The sequence below is a fragment of the Cellulosimicrobium cellulans genome (genome assembly GCF_016907755.1).
GTDB classification, from domain to species: domain Bacteria; phylum Actinomycetota; class Actinomycetes; order Actinomycetales; family Cellulomonadaceae; genus Cellulosimicrobium; species Cellulosimicrobium cellulans_D.
The window spans coordinates 1,790,535-1,808,094 of the sequence record NZ_JAFBCN010000001.1 but is presented as its reverse complement, the minus strand read 5'-3'; the positions used below and the strand labels follow the sequence as shown (position 1 = coordinate 1,808,094).

Annotated in this window: 15 protein-coding genes and 1 riboswitch; of the genes, 4 read left to right on the top strand and 11 right to left on the bottom strand. The window is 74.3% G+C overall.

The features are described from left to right. Positions 1-17: 17 nt before the first annotated feature. Positions 18-446: a DUF3017 domain-containing protein gene (locus JOE63_RS21655; protein ID WP_087471405.1), complete on the bottom strand. Its 429-nt coding sequence runs from the start codon at positions 444-446 to the stop codon at positions 18-20. 54 nt (positions 447-500) lie between these two features. Between JOE63_RS21655 and JOE63_RS07775 the strand changes: the two genes are divergently transcribed. Then, complete coding sequence (locus JOE63_RS07775) at positions 501-1,877, top strand: NAD(P)/FAD-dependent oxidoreductase (protein WP_204540378.1); 1,377 nt, start codon at positions 501-503, stop codon at positions 1,875-1,877. Positions 1,878-1,938: 61 nt separating this feature from the next. On the opposite strand, the gene purH is transcribed toward JOE63_RS07775, so the two are convergent. Together purH and JOE63_RS07765 are read right to left on the bottom strand one after the other, a co-directional pair. Beyond that, positions 1,939-3,588, bottom strand: coding sequence for a bifunctional phosphoribosylaminoimidazolecarboxamide formyltransferase/IMP cyclohydrolase (gene purH, locus JOE63_RS07770; protein ID WP_204540375.1), 1,650 nt, complete (start codon positions 3,586-3,588; stop codon positions 1,939-1,941). 61 nt (positions 3,589-3,649) lie between these two features. Next, positions 3,650-3,738: riboswitch (ZMP/ZTP riboswitch) on the bottom strand. 3 nt (positions 3,739-3,741) lie between these two features. Continuing rightward, a complete protein-coding gene (locus tag JOE63_RS07765) occupies positions 3,742-5,166 on the bottom strand; it encodes an MFS transporter (protein ID WP_204540371.1) in 1,425 nt (474 codons plus the stop codon). A 102-nt stretch (positions 5,167-5,268) separates the two neighbouring features. Here JOE63_RS07765 and JOE63_RS07760 point away from each other — a divergent pair, with 102 nt between their 5' ends. Further along, positions 5,269-5,859: an ArsR/SmtB family transcription factor gene (locus tag JOE63_RS07760; RefSeq protein ID WP_087471401.1), complete on the top strand. Its 591-nt coding sequence runs from the start codon at positions 5,269-5,271 to the stop codon at positions 5,857-5,859. On the opposite strand, the gene purN is transcribed toward JOE63_RS07760, so the two are convergent. Further along, on the bottom strand, positions 5,856-6,497 hold the full coding sequence (gene purN, locus JOE63_RS07755) for a phosphoribosylglycinamide formyltransferase (RefSeq protein ID WP_047233091.1): 642 nt from the start codon (positions 6,495-6,497) through the stop codon (positions 5,856-5,858). The two genes, JOE63_RS07760 and purN, sit on opposite strands and share 4 nt — an antisense overlap. Before the next feature lie 148 nt (positions 6,498-6,645). Between purN and JOE63_RS07750 the strand changes: the two genes are divergently transcribed. After that, the gene (locus JOE63_RS07750; protein WP_087471400.1) at positions 6,646-7,269 is read left to right on the top strand and encodes a hypothetical protein; all 624 of its coding nucleotides are present in this window, start codon (positions 6,646-6,648) and stop codon (positions 7,267-7,269) included. A 13-nt stretch (positions 7,270-7,282) separates the two neighbouring features. Here the strand turns inward: JOE63_RS07750 and manA are convergent, their stop codons facing one another. The 6 genes from manA to JOE63_RS07720 form a co-directional block, all read right to left on the bottom strand. After that, on the bottom strand, positions 7,283-8,452 hold the full coding sequence (gene manA, locus JOE63_RS07745) for a mannose-6-phosphate isomerase, class I (RefSeq protein WP_204540369.1): 1,170 nt from the start codon (positions 8,450-8,452) through the stop codon (positions 7,283-7,285). 2 nt (positions 8,453-8,454) lie between these two features. Continuing rightward, positions 8,455-9,972: a phosphomannomutase/phosphoglucomutase gene (locus tag JOE63_RS07740; RefSeq protein WP_204540366.1), complete on the bottom strand. Its 1,518-nt coding sequence runs from the start codon at positions 9,970-9,972 to the stop codon at positions 8,455-8,457. Next, on the bottom strand, positions 9,965-11,044 hold the full coding sequence (locus JOE63_RS07735; RefSeq protein WP_374059005.1) for a glycoside hydrolase family 130 protein: 1,080 nt from the start codon (positions 11,042-11,044) through the stop codon (positions 9,965-9,967). Before JOE63_RS07735 ends, JOE63_RS07740 begins: the two co-directional genes overlap by 8 nt. 73 nt (positions 11,045-11,117) lie before the next feature. Then, complete coding sequence (locus JOE63_RS07730) at positions 11,118-12,008, bottom strand: carbohydrate ABC transporter permease (protein ID WP_087471397.1); 891 nt, start codon at positions 12,006-12,008, stop codon at positions 11,118-11,120. Next, a complete protein-coding gene (locus tag JOE63_RS07725) occupies positions 12,008-12,979 on the bottom strand; it encodes a carbohydrate ABC transporter permease (protein WP_087471396.1) in 972 nt (323 codons plus the stop codon). The genes JOE63_RS07730 and JOE63_RS07725 overlap by 1 nt, the downstream gene beginning before the upstream one ends. Before the next feature lie 23 nt (positions 12,980-13,002). Beyond that, the gene (locus JOE63_RS07720; protein WP_239576652.1) at positions 13,003-14,295 is read right to left on the bottom strand and encodes an ABC transporter substrate-binding protein; all 1,293 of its coding nucleotides are present in this window, start codon (positions 14,293-14,295) and stop codon (positions 13,003-13,005) included. A 347-nt stretch (positions 14,296-14,642) separates the two neighbouring features. On the opposite strand from JOE63_RS07720, the gene JOE63_RS07715 reads away from it, so the two are divergent. Next, complete coding sequence (locus JOE63_RS07715) at positions 14,643-15,734, top strand: LacI family DNA-binding transcriptional regulator (RefSeq protein ID WP_144425449.1); 1,092 nt, start codon at positions 14,643-14,645, stop codon at positions 15,732-15,734. A gap of 22 nt (positions 15,735-15,756) precedes the next feature. Here the strand turns inward: JOE63_RS07715 and JOE63_RS07710 are convergent, their stop codons facing one another. After that, a complete protein-coding gene (locus JOE63_RS07710) occupies positions 15,757-17,463 on the bottom strand; it encodes an endonuclease/exonuclease/phosphatase family protein (RefSeq protein WP_204540361.1) in 1,707 nt (568 codons plus the stop codon). Positions 17,464-17,560: the final 97 nt, after the last annotated feature.

The following is a 17,560-nucleotide window of genomic DNA, read 5'->3' as shown; positions in this document are numbered from 1 at the left end:
GTCGTCGTCCGCAGGGATCAGATCTCGCCCTGGTCGAGGGTCAGCGCGAGGAACGCCATCACGACGGCGGGCGCGAGGAAGAAGAAGACGTCCAGCCCGCGCGAGCGCACGGTGATCCCCACGGGACCCGGGCCCGGGACGGCGGCGCGGCACACCCCGGCCACGGCGAGCAGCCCGGCGAGCGTGAAGCAGCCGGCGCGCGCGCCGACGAGCACCGCGACGAGCGTCGAGACCGCGACGCCGGCGAGCACGAGCCACATCGCCGGCTGGCGCGACGGGGCGAGGCTCGCGGGCGGTTCCGGGACCGGCGGCTGGGTCTCGTCGTCGGGTCGCGCCCCCGCCGGTGGCTCCCCGTCTCCCGGCTCGTCGTCGACGTGGTGCCACGCCGGCACGAGCGTGGCCGGCGGCCGGTGCCGCGTCCCCCCGTCCGCGGTGACGTCGGTCACGCTGCTGCACCTTCCACGTCCGGAAGCCTACCGTCGTGACCTAGCGTGAGGTGCATGTCGTCCGCTGAGCCGCCGGTCCTCCCACCACCCGCCGCGCACCGCGCGTCCCCTCCCGCGGCGACCCCGGAGGCGCCCGGGTCGGTCGTCGTCGTGGGTGCGGGGCTCGCCGGCGCCCAGACGGTCAGCGCGCTCCGGCGTCGGGGTTTCACGGGGCGCGTGACGCTCCTCGGTGCGGAGGGCGTTCCTCCGTACGACCGGCCGCCGCTGTCGAAGGAGCTCCTGAGCCGCCCGAGCCCCGCGTGGCTGGCCGAGGACCTGGGCGTGGACGTCGAGGCCCTCGCCGACGAGGTCCGCCTCGCTGACCCGGCGGCGCGGCTGGAGCGTCGCTCGACGCCCGGGGGCGGCGCGTGGGAGGTCACGACCCGGTCGGGCGAGCGCCGCTCCGCCGACGCCGTCGTGCTCGCGGTCGGCTCCACGCCCGTGCGGCCCGACGGCTGGGCGCACGCCCGTCTCCTGCACACCGCGCAGGACGCGAAGGCCCTGCGCGGCGCGCTGCGGCCCGGGCTCCGCCTCGTGATCGTCGGCGCCGGCTGGATCGGTGCCGAGCTGGCGGGGGTCGCGGCCGGCGCGGGTGCGCACGTCACGGTCCTCGAGGCCGCGCCGGCCCCGCTCCGGCGCCAGCTCGGACCGGCCGTCGGCGCGCACCTCGCGCCCTGGTACGCGGCCGCGGGCGCCGAGCTCGTGACCGGGGCCGCCGTCGCGGAGGTCCGGCCCGACGGCGTCCGGCTCGCCGACGGGCGCGAGCTGCCGGCCGACCTCGTGCTCGCCGCCGTCGGCGCCCGCCCCGCGACGGACTGGCTCGACGGCGCGGTCCCGCGCGACGTGCGCGGCAGCGTGCCCGTGGACGCCACCGGCGCCGTGCCCGGGCTGGACGGGCTCTGGGCCGTCGGCGACTGCGCGACGCGCGAGCACCCGCTGCTCGGCGCGGTGCCCGGCGGCCACTGGTCCGCCGCCCTCCACGACCCGGACGCGACCGTCGCCGCGCTGCTCGGCGACGAGCCCGACGGTCCCGGGCACGCCCCCTACGTGTTCTCCCAGCAGCTCGGGCACGACGTCGCCCTGTTCGGTGTGCCCACCGAGGGCGACGACGTCCTGTTCCGGGGCGACCCGTCCGGCGGCACCGGGGGCCACGAGGGCTGGGCCGCGTTCTACCTCGCCCCGGGGGCGGCCTCCGGCGCTCCCTCGGACGTCGGCACGACGGCGGACGGCGGCACGGGGCGCCGGGTCACCGAGGTCCGCGCGGTCCTCCTCGTCGACTCGCCGCGCGACGTCGGCCCGGTCCGCAAGGCGATGAACCGCACGGGCCACCTCCGCGTCGACCTCGACGTCGCGCTCGACCCGACCCGCCGCCTCCGCGACGCCCTGGTCTGACGCCCGGTGCGCGACGGCCCCGCCGGTCCGGAGACCAGCGGGGCCGTCGAGCAGGGTCGTGTCAGTGCGCGAAGTGGCGCGTGCCCGTGAAGTACATCGTCACGCCCGCCGCCTGCGCCGCCTCGATCACCTCGGCGTCGCGGATCGACCCTCCCGGCGCGACGACCGCGCGCACGCCCGCGTCGAGCAGGATCTGCAGGCCGTCGGCGAAGGGGAAGAACGCGTCGGACGCCGCGACGGCGCCGCGCGCACGCTCCTCGCCGTCGGCGAGGGTGTTGGCGCGCTCGACCGCGAGGCGGCACGAGTCGACGCGGTTGACCTGCCCCATCCCGACGCCGACGGCGGCCCCGTCGCGCGCGAGGAGGATCGCGTTCGACTTCGCGGCGCGGATCGCGCGCCACGCGAACGCGAGGTCCGCGATCGTCGCGTCGTCGGCGGCCTCGCCGGTGACGAGCGTCCAGTGCTGCGGGTCGTCGCCGCCGGTGACGGTGCCGTCCTCGGCGGTCACGACGCCGTCGATGTGGTCGATCGTCTGGACGAGCAGCCCACCCGAGATCGGACGGAACTCGACCGGGTCGCTCTGCGCGCCCTCCGGGAGCACGAGGACGCGCAGGTTCTTCTTCGACGCGAAGATCTCGAGCGCGCCGTCCTCGTAGCCCGGTGCCACGACGACCTCCGTGAACACCGGCTTGAGCGCCTCGGCGAGCTCCTTGGTCACCACACGGTTCGCCGCCACCACGCCGCCGTACGCGGACACCGGGTCGGTCGCGTGCGCCTTGCGGTAGGCGGCCGCGATGTCGTCGTCGGTCGCGACGCCGCACGGGTTGTTGTGCTTGACGACGGCGACGGCAGGGCCGGTGTGGTCGTACGCGGCCCGGCGCGCGGCGTCGGCGTCCACGTAGTTGTTGTAGCTCATCGCCTTGCCCTGCACCTGGGTCGCCGTGGCGAGCCCGCCGCGCCAGTGCGTGTACAGCGCGGCCTGCTGGTGCGGGTTCTCGCCGTAGCGCAGGACGTCGGCCCGCTCCCAGGTGGCGCCCGTGAACGCGGGGAAGGCCGGGCCGTCGGGCGCGTACGACGACGCGAACCACGACGCGACGGCGACGTCGTACTGCGCGGTGTGCGCGAACGCCTGCGCCGCGAGGCGCTTGCGCTGGGCGAAGGTGAACCCGCCGTCCCGCACGGCCGCGACGACGTCGTCGTACCGGGCCGGGTCGACGACGACGGCGACGCTCGGGTGGTTCTTCGCGGCCGCGCGGACCATCGAGGGGCCACCGATGTCGATCTGCTCGACGACCTCGTCCGGCCCGGCACCCGACGCGACGGTGGCGGCGAACGGGTAGAGGTTGACGACGACGAGCTCGAACGGCGCGATGCCGAGCTCGTCGAGCTGTGCGAGGTGGTCGGCCTTGCGGGAGTCCGCGAGGATCCCGGCGTGCACGCGCGGGTGGAGCGTCTTGACGCGGCCCTCGAGGCACTCGGGGAACCCGGTGAGGTCCTCGACCTTCGTCACGGGCACGCCCGCGGCGGCGATCGTCGACGCGGTGGAGCCGGTGGAGACCAGCTCCACGCCTGCCGCGTGGAGCGCGGTGGCGAGCTCGACGAGGCCCGTCTTCTCGTAGACGCTCAGGAGCGCGCGCCGCACGGGGCGCTGCGCGTCGTCGGCGAGCTGGACGTCGGGGGCGGAAGGCACGTGCGGGGCCGGGTGGGACATGACGAGGGGCTCCTCTGGGTCGCGGTCGCCGCGTCGACGGACGCCGACGCGAGTGGCAGAACCCAGGCGCCCAGGCGGTCGACGCTCCAGCAGGTAGATCCGGCCGCTCCCCGGTGGTCGTTCCCACCCTCGCCAGTCGCGGCCGGGACGAGTCTACCGGCCCGGGCCGGCGGGCACGGGCTCGCCCGGCACGACGCCCGATGCGGCGAGGGCGGCCGCGTCGTCGGCCCAGGTGTCGGGCGTGCCGACCCGCCAGAGCGACCGGACCGTGCTGAGGACCGCGACGGTGACGACGAGGAGTCCCGCGAGCACCACGAGCGCGGTGCCGAGCCCGAACCGCTCGAGGAGCCCGCTCCCGACGAGCGGCACGAGCGGCCCGGCGGCGAGGCCGGTGAGCCCCAGGACGGACGCCAGCCGCCCCTGGAGCTGCGGCGGCGTGATCGCGGCCGCGTACCCGGACAGGCACGCGTTCGCCGCGGGGACCGGCAGGAGCGCGGGTGGGAGCAGGACGACGTACCCGACGTACGTGTTGAGCGCGGCCATCGCGACGGCGCCCGCCGCCAGCGTGCCGAGCGCGCCGACCACGAGGGCGCCGGCCCGGATCCGCGCGACGAGCCGGGGCGCGAGGACCGCGCCGACGAGCACGCCTAGGCCCACCGCGAGGTCGACGAGGCCGATGAGGAGCGGCGCCGTGCCCGTGCGCACGAGCTCGAGGTTGATCCCGACCATGAGCCCGCCGAACGCGACGTTGATGACGACGAACAGGCCGAGCAGCGCGCGGAACAGCGGCACGGACCACACGAACCGGAGACCCTCGCGCAGCGCCTCCGCGGGGCGGGTCGCGCGCGCCGCGGCGACGTCGCCGTTGAGCGGCTCGCGCACGAGCCACGTGCAGACGGCGGTGGCAAGGTGCCCGATCGCGGCGCCGGCGAGCGGGACGGCGTGCGCGACGGCGTACAGCACCCCGCCGAGGGGTCCGGCCAGGAGGCTCGCGACGGCGTCGCGGCCCTGCACGGCCGCGAGCGCCGTCGGCAGCTGCGGCACGGGCACCACCGAGCGGAACGCCCCGCTCGTGGCCGGGTCGACGAGCGCCCCGACGACCGACGCCCCGAAGAGCACCGCCGCGAGGTGCCAGGCGGTGAGCGACCCGAGCCCCGCGGCGAGCGCGACGGTCGCCCACAGCACCGCGCCGACGCTCGCGGACACGGTGATGAGCCGCCGCCGGTCGACCCGGTCCGCGACGACCCCGGCCGGCAGCGTCGCCAGGAGCGCCCCGAGCTGACCGACGGCGGCGACGACGCCCGCCTGCACGACCGAGCCCGTGATCCCGTAGGCGACGAGCGGCACGGCGAAGAGCGCGACGCCCGCGCCGAGCGACTCCGCGGTCATCCCCGTCATGAGCAGCATGTACGACCGGTTGCGCAGGAGCGACGACGGGACGGCACCGCCGGGCGCGGCGACCGGCGAGAAGGCGTCCGGCGGTTCGGCGTCCGGGACGGCGGGGGCGGGGACAGCCGCCGTCGACGACGGGCCGGTGGGCGGGTGGTCCTCGACCGAGGCGGCAGGCGGGTTCGTCATGGCACGAACCTAGGTGCGCAACTCCACTTGCGCAATAGTCGTTGCGCACTTGTTCGTGTGCACCTCCGCGTGCGCGGTCCCGGGCGTTGCTAGCCTCGGCCTGTGCTCGAGACCTTCCGCGTCCAGGACCCCGCGGCGCTGCGAGCGATCGCGCACCCGCTGCGGCAGCGCATCCTCGTGGAGCTCGCCGTCCTCGGGCACGCGCGTGCCGCCGACCTCGCCCAGGCCACCGGCGAGCCCGCGAACTCCGTGAGCTTCCACCTGCGCGTGCTCGCCAAGGCCGGGATGATCGTCGAGGCGCCCGAGCACGCGCGCGACCGCCGCGACCGGGTGTGGAAGAACGTGGCGCAGAGCTACGCCGTCGAGCCGGGGACGCCCGACGCCGTCCGCCACGTGGTGCGCCCGGCCCTGGCCTGGGCCGAGGAGACGTTCCGGCGCGGGAGCGAGACCGGGGGTCGGGAGGACCGGATCCTCGCCCTCAGCACGCTCGTGCTCACCGCCGACCAGGCGGCGACGATGTCCCGCGAGCTCGCGGAGCTGCTCGAGCGCTGGACCGCGCGCTCGCTCGAGGAGGGGCGCGCGGCGCCTCACGAGCGTCGCCAGACCTACCAGGCCCTCGCCGTCCTCGCGCCGCGCGACCTCCCGCCCGCGGACGAGGCCACCGGCGAGGACGCGGAGGACCCCGGCGCCTAGCCCAGCAGGGCCCGACGGCCCTCGACACGCAGGCCCTCGCGCGCGACGCGGCCGACCGTCTCGACGAGCAGCGCACGCTCCGCGACCTTGATGCGCTCGTGGAGCGACGACTCGTCGTCGCCGTCCTCGACCGGGACGGCGACCTGGGCGATGATCGGCCCGGTGTCGACGCCGTCGTCGACCACGTGGACGGTGCACCCCGTGACACGCACCCCGTACGCGAGCGCGTCCCGCACGCCGTGCGCGCCCGGGAACGACGGCAGGAGCGCGGGGTGCGTGTTGATCGTGCGGCCCGCGAAGCGCCCGACGAACGCCGGGCCGAGGATGCGCATGAAGCCGGCGAGCACCACGAGGTCCGGACGGAACACGTCGACCGCCTGCGCGACCGCCTCGTTCCACGCGGCCCGGTCGTCGAAGTCCCCCGGCGCCACGACGACGGCGGCGATCCCGGCCTCGCGGGCGAGGTCGAGACCGCCCGCGTCGGCCTTGTCCGACACGACGCCCACGACGCGCGCCCCGTAGGCGGCGTCGTCGTGCGCGGCGAGGATCGCGGCGAGGTTGCTGCCCGCGCCCGAGACGAGGACGACGACGCGGGCGGCGGAGGTGGACTCGACGGGGTGGCCGGACGGCGTCTGCACGGTGCTCCTGCGGGGTTCGGGGTGGCTCGGGCGGCTCAGGGTGGCTCGAGCGTCGGGCTCGGCGGGGCGGGGGCGGGGGCCCTCCCGGGCACCCGGTCTCCGATGGGAGAATGTACCGCGAGCCGCCCGACCGACCGAGGAGCTGCCCGTGGGCAACCCGTACGCACCGCCCCGTCCCGACGCGCCGCAGCAGCCTCGACCCGAGCCGCCGCAGCCGCCGGAGGAGGGCGCGCGTCCGGACGCACCGGTCCCGCCCGGCGCCGGCCCGACCCCGGATGCCCCGCTCCCCCCGCCCCCGCCGGGGTGGCCGGCCCCGCACGCGCCCGCCGCCGGCAGGCCTCCGGCGCCGCCCGAGCCGGCGGAACCTGACCCCGAGCTCGCACGGCAGGCGACCCGGCGCGTGCTGCACTTCGGCCTGCTCCTGCTCTCCGTGATCGTCGTGAGCACCATGCCGTTCCCGTGGCAGGCCGTGAGCCTCGCGCTCGCGCTCGGGGCGATCGTCGTGGGCATCCGCGCGCTCGTGGCCGTCTGGCGGGCGCGGGTGCGCGGCGCGCTCGTCCCGGCGCTGGGCATCGGGGTCGGGCTCTCCGCGATGCTCGCGCTGCAGATGGTCTCGACGCTCGTCACGTGGGACGTCGCGCTGGCGCACCAGCAGTGCCTCGACGGCGCGATCACGGTCTCGGCGGAGAAGCGCTGCGACGTCGAGCGCACCCACGCGCTGGAGGAGAAGTTCGCACGCTGGTTCCCCACCCCCGCACCCGCGTCGTCGTGACGACGGCCTGACCTCAGGCCCGCGCCACGACGGCCGTCCCGTGCCCTGACACGACGAGCGGTCCGTCCACGTGCGGGACGAAGACGGAGTCGCCGGGCAGGAGGCGTCGCGCGTCCGCCGCGACGACGCGCACCTCTCCCTCGACGCACACGACGATCCGCGGGCCGTCCTCCGGCCCCGGCAGCTCGTCCCCGGCCCGCGGGGTGGCGACGCGCAGGCCCAGGTCGGCGGCCGGCGCGACGTAGTCCACGACGCCCGGCACCACGCGCACCGGACGCAAGAAGCCGGTGAGCCGCGGTGTGAAGTCCGTGATCGCCAGCAGCTCCGCCACGTCCACGTGCTTCGTCGTCAGGCCGGCACGCAGGACGTTGTCGGACGCCGCCATCACCTCGACGGCCATGCCCCGCAGGTAGGCGTGCAGCGTCCCGGGGGCGGTGTAGAGGGCCTGGCCGGGCTCGAGCCGCTCGTGGTTCAGCAGGAGCGGAGCGAGGAGCCCGGGGTCGCCGGGGAACTCCTGCGCGAGGTCGTGCACGACGGCCAGCTCGGGCCGGGCACCCACGGCGTCACGCGCGGTCTCGGCGACGGTCTCGACCCACGGCGCCGCGCTCCCCCGCTGGCCGAGGAGCCACGTGAGCGCGCCCCGGTGGGCGTCGACGGGCTGCTCACGCAGCAGCACGACGAGGGGGTCGAGCGCGGGCACCTCGAGCTCGGCGACGAGCTTCGCCGCCTGCTCCGGCTCCCGGAGCCCGCTGAGGAGCTCGAAGGGCGTGAGGGCGTACACGATCTCCGGCTTGGCGGAGCGGTCCCGGTACGTCCGCACCGGGTCGGTGCGCGGGACGCCGCGCTCGTCCTCGGCGGTGAAGCCCGCCTCGGCCTGGGCGGTCGTCGGGTGCACCTGGACCGACAGCGCGCGGGCGGCGGCGAGGATCTTGGCGAGGAACGGCAGGCGCGGGCCGGACCCGGCCAGCACGCGGGGTCCCAGCATCGCCTCGGGCTGGGACGCCACGAGCGCGTCGAGAGCGACCCGGCGTCCACCACCGTCGGCGGTGGACGGGTCGTCGGGGTGGGCTCCCATCCAGACCTCGGCGACGGGACGACCGTCGACGGGACGGCCGAGGAGCTGCTGCACGAGCGTGGTCGAGCCCCACGGGTAGCGGCGCACGGGGTTGTCGAGGAGGTACATCGTCAGCGCCGCCCTCCCCCGACCGTCGCGCCGCCGCTCGGCGGCCCGCCGCCCTCTGCGGGCATCTTCGCGAGCGCGTCGAGGACACGGTCACGCACCGCGCGCATCGTCCCGACGTCGGCGGCCTCGACGTTCAGCCGCAGGACGGGCTCGGTGTTCGACGCCCGCAGGTTGAGCCACCACGGGTCGTCGCCGTACCAGCGGCGGACGGTCATGCCGTCGAGCTCGTCGACGTCGAGCGACGCGGCGCCGTAGGCCTCCCCGAGGACGTCGAGCACCGCGGCCGTCGCGGTCTCCGGGTCCGCCACGGCGACGTCGACCTCCCCCGAGCGCACGTACGGGTCGAGGCCAGCGACCAGCTCCGAGAGCGGGCGGTCCTGCTCCGAGAGCGCGGCAAGGACGTGCATCGCGGCCAGGAGGCCCGAGTCGGCGCCGAGGAAGTCACGGAAGTAGAAGTGCCCGCTGTGCTCGCCCCCGAAGACGGCATCCTCGGACGCCATGAGCGCCTTGATGAACGAGTGGCCCACGCGCGTGCGAACCGTCCGCACCCCTTCGGCGCCCAGGATCTCGGGCACCGCGCGCGACGTGATCGCGTTGTGCAGCACGACCGGCACGCCGCCCTCGCCCCGCACCCGGCGTGCCTCGCGGAGCCCGACGAGCGTCGTGAGCACCGAGGGGTCCACCCTCCGGCCCCGCTCGTCGACGACGAAGCACCTGTCGGCGTCGCCGTCGAACGCCAGCCCGAGGTCCGCACGCCGACGCACGACCTCCGCCTGGAGCACCACCGTGTTCGCCGGCACGAGCGGGTTGGCCTCGTGGTGCGGGAACGACCCGTCGAGCTCGAAGAACAGCGGGACGATCCCGAGCGGGAGCGGCGGCAGGCCCGCTGCCATCCCGAGGACGGCCGGGACCGTGAGCCCTGCCATGCCGTTGCCGGCGTCGACGACCACGCGCAGCCGGCGGCCGCCGGACAGGTCGACGAGCGAGCGCAGGCGCTCGGCGTAGGAGCGCAGGACGTCGACGGCCTCGTGGCCGCCGCGCGGCCCGGCGTCGACGGGATCGCCCGCGAGGAGCTCCTCGGCCCGGTCCCGGACGGTGCGCAGGCCGGTGTCCAGGCCGACCGGGCGTGCCCCGGACAGGCACAGCTTGATGCCGTTGTACCGGGCGGGGTTGTGGCTCGCGGTGAACATCGCGCCGGCGGCGTCGAGGAGACCCGACGCGAGGTAGAGCTCGTCGGTCGAGCACAGACCGGCGTCGAGCACGTGCGCGCCGGCCTCCCGGGCGCCGTCGACGAACGCGGCCAGCAGCCCGGGGCCGCTCTCGCGCATGTCACGGGCCACCACGACCCGACGCACCCCGTCGGCGCCCGGCCGGACGACCGTCTCCACGAAGGCCGCGCCCAGCGCGCGCACGACGTCGTCGTTCAGCTCGTCAGGGACGACACCGCGCACGTCGTACGCCTTGACGACGCGCCGGAGCGCCTCGTGCGCGGTGAGGTCCGCGGCCCGGCCCTCAACCATCGAGACGCACGAGCTCGGCGACACCGATCCGGGAGTCGGCCATGCCGTAGAAGACGAACCGGCGTCCCTGGATCTCCTCGACGGCCGTGGGGAACACGACGTTGCCGAGCGTGCCCTCCAGCTCTGCGGCGGTCTCCGGGACGAGCAGCGGCTCGGGCGTCCGGGCCAGCACCCGGCGCGGGTCGACGGGGTCCAGGATCATCGCGCCCGCCGTGTACCGAGCACCGTGAGCCAGGGCGAAGCCGGAGAAGTCGGCGCCCGTCACTCCGTGGTGGAGGACGAGCCAGCCCTCGGGAACGCGCAGGGGTGCCGGGCCACCACCGATCTTCGACGACTCGTACGCCATCTCCGGCGTGGCGACCGGCGCAGAGCTCTCGACGTGCGTGAGCGCTCCGAGGTCGCGCGTCACGGCCTCGAGGTCGACGTAGCCGATCCAGATCGACGGCCGCGGGTCGTCGACCCCGGCCGGCGGACGAGCCCCCTCGCCGGGGCGGAGCCAGTCGAGGTCCCACATCGGCCGGTGCAGCAGCGCGAGCGCGGGTCGGCCGTCGGGACCCGGGACGGCCTCGGGGAAGAACACCACGTCCTTGTTGGGGAAGAGGTTGAGGTCGGTGTCCAGCTCGGGCTGGTAGGCGAACCGCAAGGGCCCGAGCCGGCGCCACGACACGGTGTCCCGGGAGACGGCCAGCGCGGGCTTCGGGCCCAGCGGCCCGTACGCGACGTAGGTCATGACGTGGAGGTCCAGGGGCTCGACGAACGTGATCCGGGGGTCCTCGACCCCCGCGTTCTGCCGCCCGTGCTCCCAGCCCTCGTCGGGGGCGAGCACCACCCCGAGCCGCTCCACGCCCACGGGCACCCCGTCCTCGAGGACGACGCGCGCCCGACCGATGCGCGAGACGTTCCCCTCGGCCACGAGGCGGGGGTAGAGGTACAGCGTGCCGTCCGGCCCCCACGCGGTGCCGGGGTTGAGCACGCCCTCGACCTCGAGGGGCTCCCCGGGCAGGGGCGACATGATCGTCCCGAGACGACGCAGGGCGTACGGGACCGTCACGAGGGACTGAGAGTGGTTCACCTGGGTCATTTCCTAGCCTTGAGAGGTCGGGGCGGGGCCGGCGCGGTCTCGCGCCGCCCCGCACGGTGACGGGTCAGCCCTTGACGGCCGAGCCGAGGTTCGCGGACGTGAAGTGCCGCTGGAACAGCAGGAACAGGACGACGGCGGGCACCGCGAGCACGCACGCGCCCGCCAGGACCGCGCCCATCGGGTTCGCCTGGAACGACGAGTTCGCCTGCGAGAAGTTGGCGAGGCTCACCGCGAGCGGCTGCATCGACGCGTCCTTCGTCACGAGGAACGGCCACAGGAACTCGTTCCACGGACCGATGAACGTCACGAGCATCGCGGTGAGGACCGCCGGGCGGACCAGCGGCACGGCGATCGACCGCAGGATCCGCAGCTCGCTCGCGCCGTCGATGCGCGCCGCGTCGAACACGTCGCGCGGGATCTGGAGGAAGTACTGCCGGAAGATCAGGACGGCGACCGAGTTCACGGCGAACGGCAGGATCATGCCGAGGTAGTTGTCCGCGAGGTCGAAGTACCGCACGACCATGACGTAGAGCGGGATCATGAGCAGCTGGAACGGGATCGCCTGGACGAGCAGGACGAGCGCGAACACGAGCCCCTGGCCGCGGAAGGACAGCACCGACAGCGCGTACCCGACGAGCAGCCCGAACACGAGCGTGCAGCCCACGACGCCCGCGGTCATGATCAACGAGTTGAGCAGCGACCGGGCGAGGTCGATCGACTCGTTGACCCCCACGAAGTTGTCGAGGGTGAGGTTCCGTGGCAGCGGGAGCAGGCCCAGGACGCTCGTGTCCCGCTCCCTCTGCAGCGCCCCGAGGAGCATGTAGTAGAACGGCACGAGCGCGAGGAACGCACCGAGCAGCAGCACCGCGAAGCGGAGCACGCGTAGCAGCCGGCCTCCGCCGGAGCCGCGGGCCCGGGTCGTGTCCCGCCGCGTGGTCGAGGTCGTGGAGGCCATCAGCCCTTCCTCTCCGTGAGACGGCGCGAGGCCAGCGACAGGAGCATGACCGCGAGCACGAGGATCATGCCGACCGCCGCGGCGATGTCGGGCTGCCCCTGCTGGATGCCCTTCTGGTACATGAGCAGCGCCGGGGTCATCGAGGCGCCGTTCGGTCCTCCCCCGGTGAGGAGGTACGGCTCGGTGAAGATCTGTCCGGTGGTGATGACGGAGAGCAGCACCACGAGCGAGGTCACCGGCCGCACGGCAGGGAGCGTGACGGCCCGGAACCGGCGCCAGGGCCCGGCGCCGTCCATCGCTGCCGCCTCGTGCAGCTCCTTCGGCACGTTCTGCAGCGCGGCGAGGTAGAGCAGGACGTAGAACCCGAGGTTCTTCCACGTCACGTAGACCGCGATCAGGGGCATGATCAGGCTCGGGTTCGCGAGCCAGGTCGGCTCCGGCGCGAGGCTCCCCAGGAGCCTGTTCACGACCCCGTTGCCGTTGAACATGAAGATCCACACCGCGAGCGTCGCGACGGACGCCGTGACGTACGGGACGTAGTACGAGACCCGGAAGAAGCCCTTCCAGTGCACGACGGCATCGAGGCCCGACGAGAGGAGGAGCCCGAGCACCACCGTGAGCGGCACGTTGATGAGGCCGAACACCGCGAGGTTGCCGAACGCCTGACGCACCGCCGGGTCCGCGAGGACCTGCCGGAAGTTGTCGAGGCCGACGAAGGGGTGCGGGACCTGCACGCCGGGTGCCGTGAAGAAGAAGTCGTGGAACGACATCCACACGCCGAATCCGAACGGCACGAGGAACACCACGACGACGAACGCCACGTACGGGGCGCTGAGAAGGATGCCGAGGGGGTTCTCCCCGAGCCAGCGCTGGAGTCGCCGGCCGCGGGGTCGCGGCCGGTCCTGGCGCGGGCCACGGAGCGCCGTGGCCCGCGCGGACGGCTGCACGTCCTCGTCGTGAAGGGTGACCATGAGTGCTTCGCCTCGTCCTGGGCTCAGCCCGCCAGGCCGTCGATCGTCGCCGCGGCCTCGCCGAACGTCGTCTCGAGGTCGCCGGACCCCGACTGCACGGACCCGCTCCACGCGTCGCGGAAGACCTGCATCTTCTCGGCGAGCCCGTCCACCGTCGGGACGTCGACGGCGAGCGGCACGGACGCCGCGAACGGCTCGAAGAAGGTGTTCTCCGCCAGGAAGTCGGCCGCGAGCTCGGGCACGTCCGTGCGGGTCGGGAACTGGCCGGTGATCTCGAGGAGCGCGAGGTCGTTCTCGTCGTTCGTCGCGAACTTGAGGAAGTCCCACGCGGTCTGCTGGTTCTTGCACGAGGAGTAGAGGCCGACGTTCTTCGAGTCCGCGAACGTCGACGTCCCGTCGGCGGGCACGCCGTCGGCGGTCGGGAGCGGGACGACGCCGAAGTCCACCTTGCCGTCGAACTGCCCCTTGCCCCACGGGCCGGCGACGCCCATGGCGGCGACACCGTCGGCGAACGGACCGGCCCACATGTCCCCGCTGTACGCCTCCGCGGACGAGAAGCCCTCCGCGTAGAGCGTCTGCCAGAAGCCGAGAGTCTCCAGGCCCGCGTCGCTCGTGAACGTCGCCTGACCGTCCTCGATGAGCTGCGTGCCGCCGGAGTTGGCGAGGAAGAACGGGTAGAAGTCGAAGTTGACGTTCGTGTAGTCCGCGGTCGCCGGCGGATAGATCGCGAAGTCGGCCGCCCCGGCGTCCTTGATCGCCTGCGCCGCCGCGAGCACGTCGTCGTACGTCTCGAGCTGCGGGTCCTCGGCGTCCAGGCCGGCGGCCGCGAACACGTCCTTGTTGTAGTACAGCATGAAGGGGTTCGTCTTCCAGGGAAGCTGGTACAGGTCCCCGTCGGCGCTGCGGAACCCGTCCGCCGCGGCGCCCGAACGACCCGTGACGTACTCCTCCGCGTCGTCGAACGTCGTCGACAGGTTCACCAGGCCACCCTGCTTCTGGAACGCGGGCACGGCGGCCGGGGCCGTGTTGAACACGAGGCACGGCGTGTTCCCCGCCGTGATCGAGGCGGCGATGACGTCCTCGGACGAGCTTCCCGCGGGGATCGCCTGTGCGCTCACCTTCTCGTCCGGGTGCTCGGCGTTCCACGCCTCGACCACCTGCTCGCCCCAGGCGACCTCCTGCTCGTTGGTCGAGTACCAGACGTCGATCGGTCCGCTCGTGAGACCTCCGTCTGACCCGCCGGTACCGCCGTCGCCGCCCGATCCGCACGCCGCGAGCGGCAAGACCACCGCAGCCGTCGTCGCCAGCGCTGTCATCCGTGCGCCACGCTTCATTGCGCCCAACTCCTCATCCGGGCTCGTCACCCGCTCGTCGCTCTGGCCCCCGCCCCTCGGTCCCCCGCACGGCGGCCCGCCGACGCCGCCGTCCTGACGGCGTCGACGCGATGATTAAACCGGTTTGAACAAGGCGCGTCAAGATCGCGCGGAGTTCCGGGCGGCGCAAGCAGTCACGGCGGGCACCTGCCCGCGGGAGATCCCCGCGGATGCCTGGACTTGCACCGTTCAGCGCGCCTCTCAGCCGCGGTGCGGTCGACGCCCGTCCCGACGAGAGTGTGCGCGACGACTACTAAACAGCGGGTCAAACCGTGCGCTATCCTGACGAGGTGAACGCAGCGGAGCACTCGACCCTCACCCCCGGCGACCGGACCACCCGGACGGTCGGCGCCAAGCGCGTGACGATCGGTGACGTCGCGGCCCGCGCCGGGGTCTCGAAGAGCGCCGTCTCGTTCGTGTTCAACAACCGACCCGGCGTCAGCGCAGCCGCACGCGAGCGCATCCTGCGCGCTGCCGACGACCTCGGCTGGCAGCCCAGCGCCCGTGCGCGCGCTCTCTCCCGGTCGCGCACGCAGGCCGTGGGCCTCGTGATCCGGCGGGAGCCCGAGCTCCTCAGCACCGACCCCTTCTTCCCGCTCTTCATGGCGGGCGTCGAGATCGGCCTGTCCGAGCAGAACTACTCGCTGGTCCTCCAGGTGGTCAAGGACCAGCACGGCGAGCGCGACGCCTACGAGCGGCTCGCGCGCGAGTCGCGCGTCGACGGCGTGTTCCTCACCGACGTCCGGGCCGGGGACACCCGCCCCCGGGACGTCGGCGCGCTCGGGCTGAGCGTCGTCGTCGTCGCGCCCGAGGAAGCGGACACCGAGGCGGACGTCGTCATCGGGATGGACGACGCAGCCGGGGTCCGCCGCGCGGTCCACCACCTGCACTCGCTCGGCCACCGGCACATCGGCCACGTCATGGGTGTGCCGGGCTACGTCCACACCGAGGCGCGGCGCCGAGCCTGGGAGGACACGCTCGACGAGCTCGGTCTGCCCGTGGGCCCCGTCGTGACCGCCGACTTCACGGGCAGCTCCGGCGCGCGCGCGACGCACGAGCTCCTCGACCTGCCGCGGCCCCCGAGCGCGATCGTCTACGGCAACGACCTCATGGCGATCGCCGGGATCTCCGCGGCCACCGACCGCGGCATCCGTGTCCCGGAGGACCTCTCGGTCGTCGGGTTCGACGACATCCCGCTCGCCCCGTACATCGTGCCGCCGCTGACGACGGTCCGGCAGAACGTGGTCGCCTGGGGCACGGCCGCGGCCCAGACGCTGGTGGCGCTCGTCGAGGGGAAGGAACCGCCGGAGATCCGGTTGCCGTCCGTCGAGTTCGTCGTGCGGGGCAGCACCGGGCCGACGCGGCACCGGCGCCCGTCCTGAGACGGGCGCCGGTGGGCGCGTGTCAGCCGCAGCTCTTCGCCGCGTACTCCTCCTGAACCGTCACCGGTGCCCGACCCGCCACGGTCGCCGTGACTGTCGCGGTGCCGGCGTCGGTGCGTGCGGCCCGCGTGCTGAACGACTGGTACGCATGGCGTCCCGGCGCGACGTCCGCGCTGGCGCGCTCGCCGAACGCGGTCGACAGCACGACGGCCGCCGCGGCGTCGCCCGTGTTCGTCGCCCGTACGGCCACGTGCGCGGTCCCGGCCATGCACCGCACGACCGCCTCGACCTCCGGCGCCCCGCTCGGCACGCACGCCTCGTCGCAGACCCGTAGCGACGCCAGGACGGCCTTGTGGTCGGAAGGCCAGACGGCGTCCGGCGTGAGGATCACGTCGGCGCTGTCGTCGTCGACGCGCTCGTCGCGCACGATCGTCGACTGCGGACCCACGACCTGGGCGCCGTGAACCGCCACGCGGTCGTCGGGTGCCACGAAGACGTAGTCGATCCGGTCCCGCTCGTCGGCCTCCGGCGCCCACGTCAGCTCCGACGTGGGGAACAGCGTGTTGTCCGCGGGCCACGTGAAGCCCGGGTTCGACACGGGGTCGGGGTGGACCTCGCGGAACACGTCCACGAGACCGCCGTCGAGCAGGGTCTGCGTCGTCTGCCACGGGACGACGACGCCGTGGTGGTCGAACAGGTCGGCCGTGGCGTCGGTCCAGTCCTGCACCGACGGCTCGTTGAAGTCGCCGCCCACGACGACCAGGCGACCGGCCGCGCGCTCCGCCCGGACGTCGTCGAGGAGCGCGGCCGCGGCCGCCGGGCGACCCGACTGGAGGTTCGCCGCGAGGATCGCGCCGACGTCCGTCACGGGCGCGTCGAGCCGGTCCCACGTGCCCCACCCGGCCGGCCAGTCGCCGAGGACCGCTCCGCCGTACCCGCGGGGCAGGTACGTCGTGTACCAGCGGTACTCGAGGTGACCGCCGTAGGCCACCACCTCTGTGCCGTTGACGTCGAGCACGGCCTTCGACCACCGGTCGCCGACCGTCCCGGTCTCGAGGATCGGGTAGCGCGACACAATGCCGGTGCCGGTCGCGAGAAGATGGTCGTACCCCAGGAGCGCCGCCACGTCCGCCGGGGTGTCGTTGCGCTCCGGCATGAACGTCACGTCCGCATCGGTCTCCCGGAGGACGTCGGCGATCTCGCGCGCCCCGTCCGGGATCTGCGAGCCACCGTGCCACAGGTTGAAGGTGAGCACGTTCAGCTCGCTGACGCCGTCGACCTCAGGCTTGGGCTCGGCGGGCTCGACCGGCCGCACCGCCTCCACGGTCAGGTCGACCGGCCCGGCGAGCACGTCGTACCCGTCGTCGGCGAGCAGGTAGACGTCGTAGTCACCCGGACCGATCGACGCAGCACCGCGCGTCCAGCCCGCGCGGTGCTCCGGGCCCCAGGTCACGCTGCCGGACGCGTCCGGCACGTAGCGCCAGTCGAGCGAGGGCGGCCCGCCCGGCAGCACGCCGTCGCGGTAGACGCCGAGCCAGTTCTTCGTGTTGACCGCCGCGCCGGCGGCATAGGTGATCGTCACGGACCCGTCGGCCGTGATCCGCGGCGTGTCGAGGCGGAGCGAGGGCTCGGTCGTCGCCGCCGCCGGGGCGACGGCGAGCGCCACGAGGGCGGCGCCGGCGACCGCCGCCGTGGCTCGGCGACGGAGTCGTGTCAGGTGGGGAAGCATCGGTGGTTCCTCTCGGGACGGGTGACCGCGACGACGCGGTCAGGGATCTCTGACGGAGCGGACCGGGCCGTCGTGGCGGTGTCCTCCGACACCGCCA

Bases quoted from the DNA above. Each gene is read 5' to 3' on its own strand.
- JOE63_RS07775 (WP_204540378.1), top strand. From the start codon at position 501: ATGTCGTCCGCTGAGCCGCCGGTCCTCCCACCACCCGCCGCGCACCGC.
- purH (WP_204540375.1), bottom strand. From the start codon at position 3,588: ATGTCCCACCCGGCCCCGCACGTGCCTTCCGCCCCCGACGTCCAGCTC.
- JOE63_RS07765 (WP_204540371.1), bottom strand. From the start codon at position 5,166: ATGACGAACCCGCCTGCCGCCTCGGTCGAGGACCACCCGCCCACCGGC.
- manA (WP_204540369.1), bottom strand. From the start codon at position 8,452: ATGTACCTCCTCGACAACCCCGTGCGCCGCTACCCGTGGGGCTCGACC.
- JOE63_RS07740 (WP_204540366.1), bottom strand. From the start codon at position 9,972: ATGGTTGAGGGCCGGGCCGCGGACCTCACCGCGCACGAGGCGCTCCGG.
- JOE63_RS07730 (WP_087471397.1), bottom strand. From the start codon at position 12,008: ATGGCCTCCACGACCTCGACCACGCGGCGGGACACGACCCGGGCCCGC.
- JOE63_RS07725 (WP_087471396.1), bottom strand. From the start codon at position 12,979: ATGGTCACCCTTCACGACGAGGACGTGCAGCCGTCCGCGCGGGCCACG.
- JOE63_RS07720 (WP_239576652.1), bottom strand. From the start codon at position 14,295: ATGACAGCGCTGGCGACGACGGCTGCGGTGGTCTTGCCGCTCGCGGCG.
- JOE63_RS07710 (WP_204540361.1), bottom strand. From the start codon at position 17,463: ATGCTTCCCCACCTGACACGACTCCGTCGCCGAGCCACGGCGGCGGTC.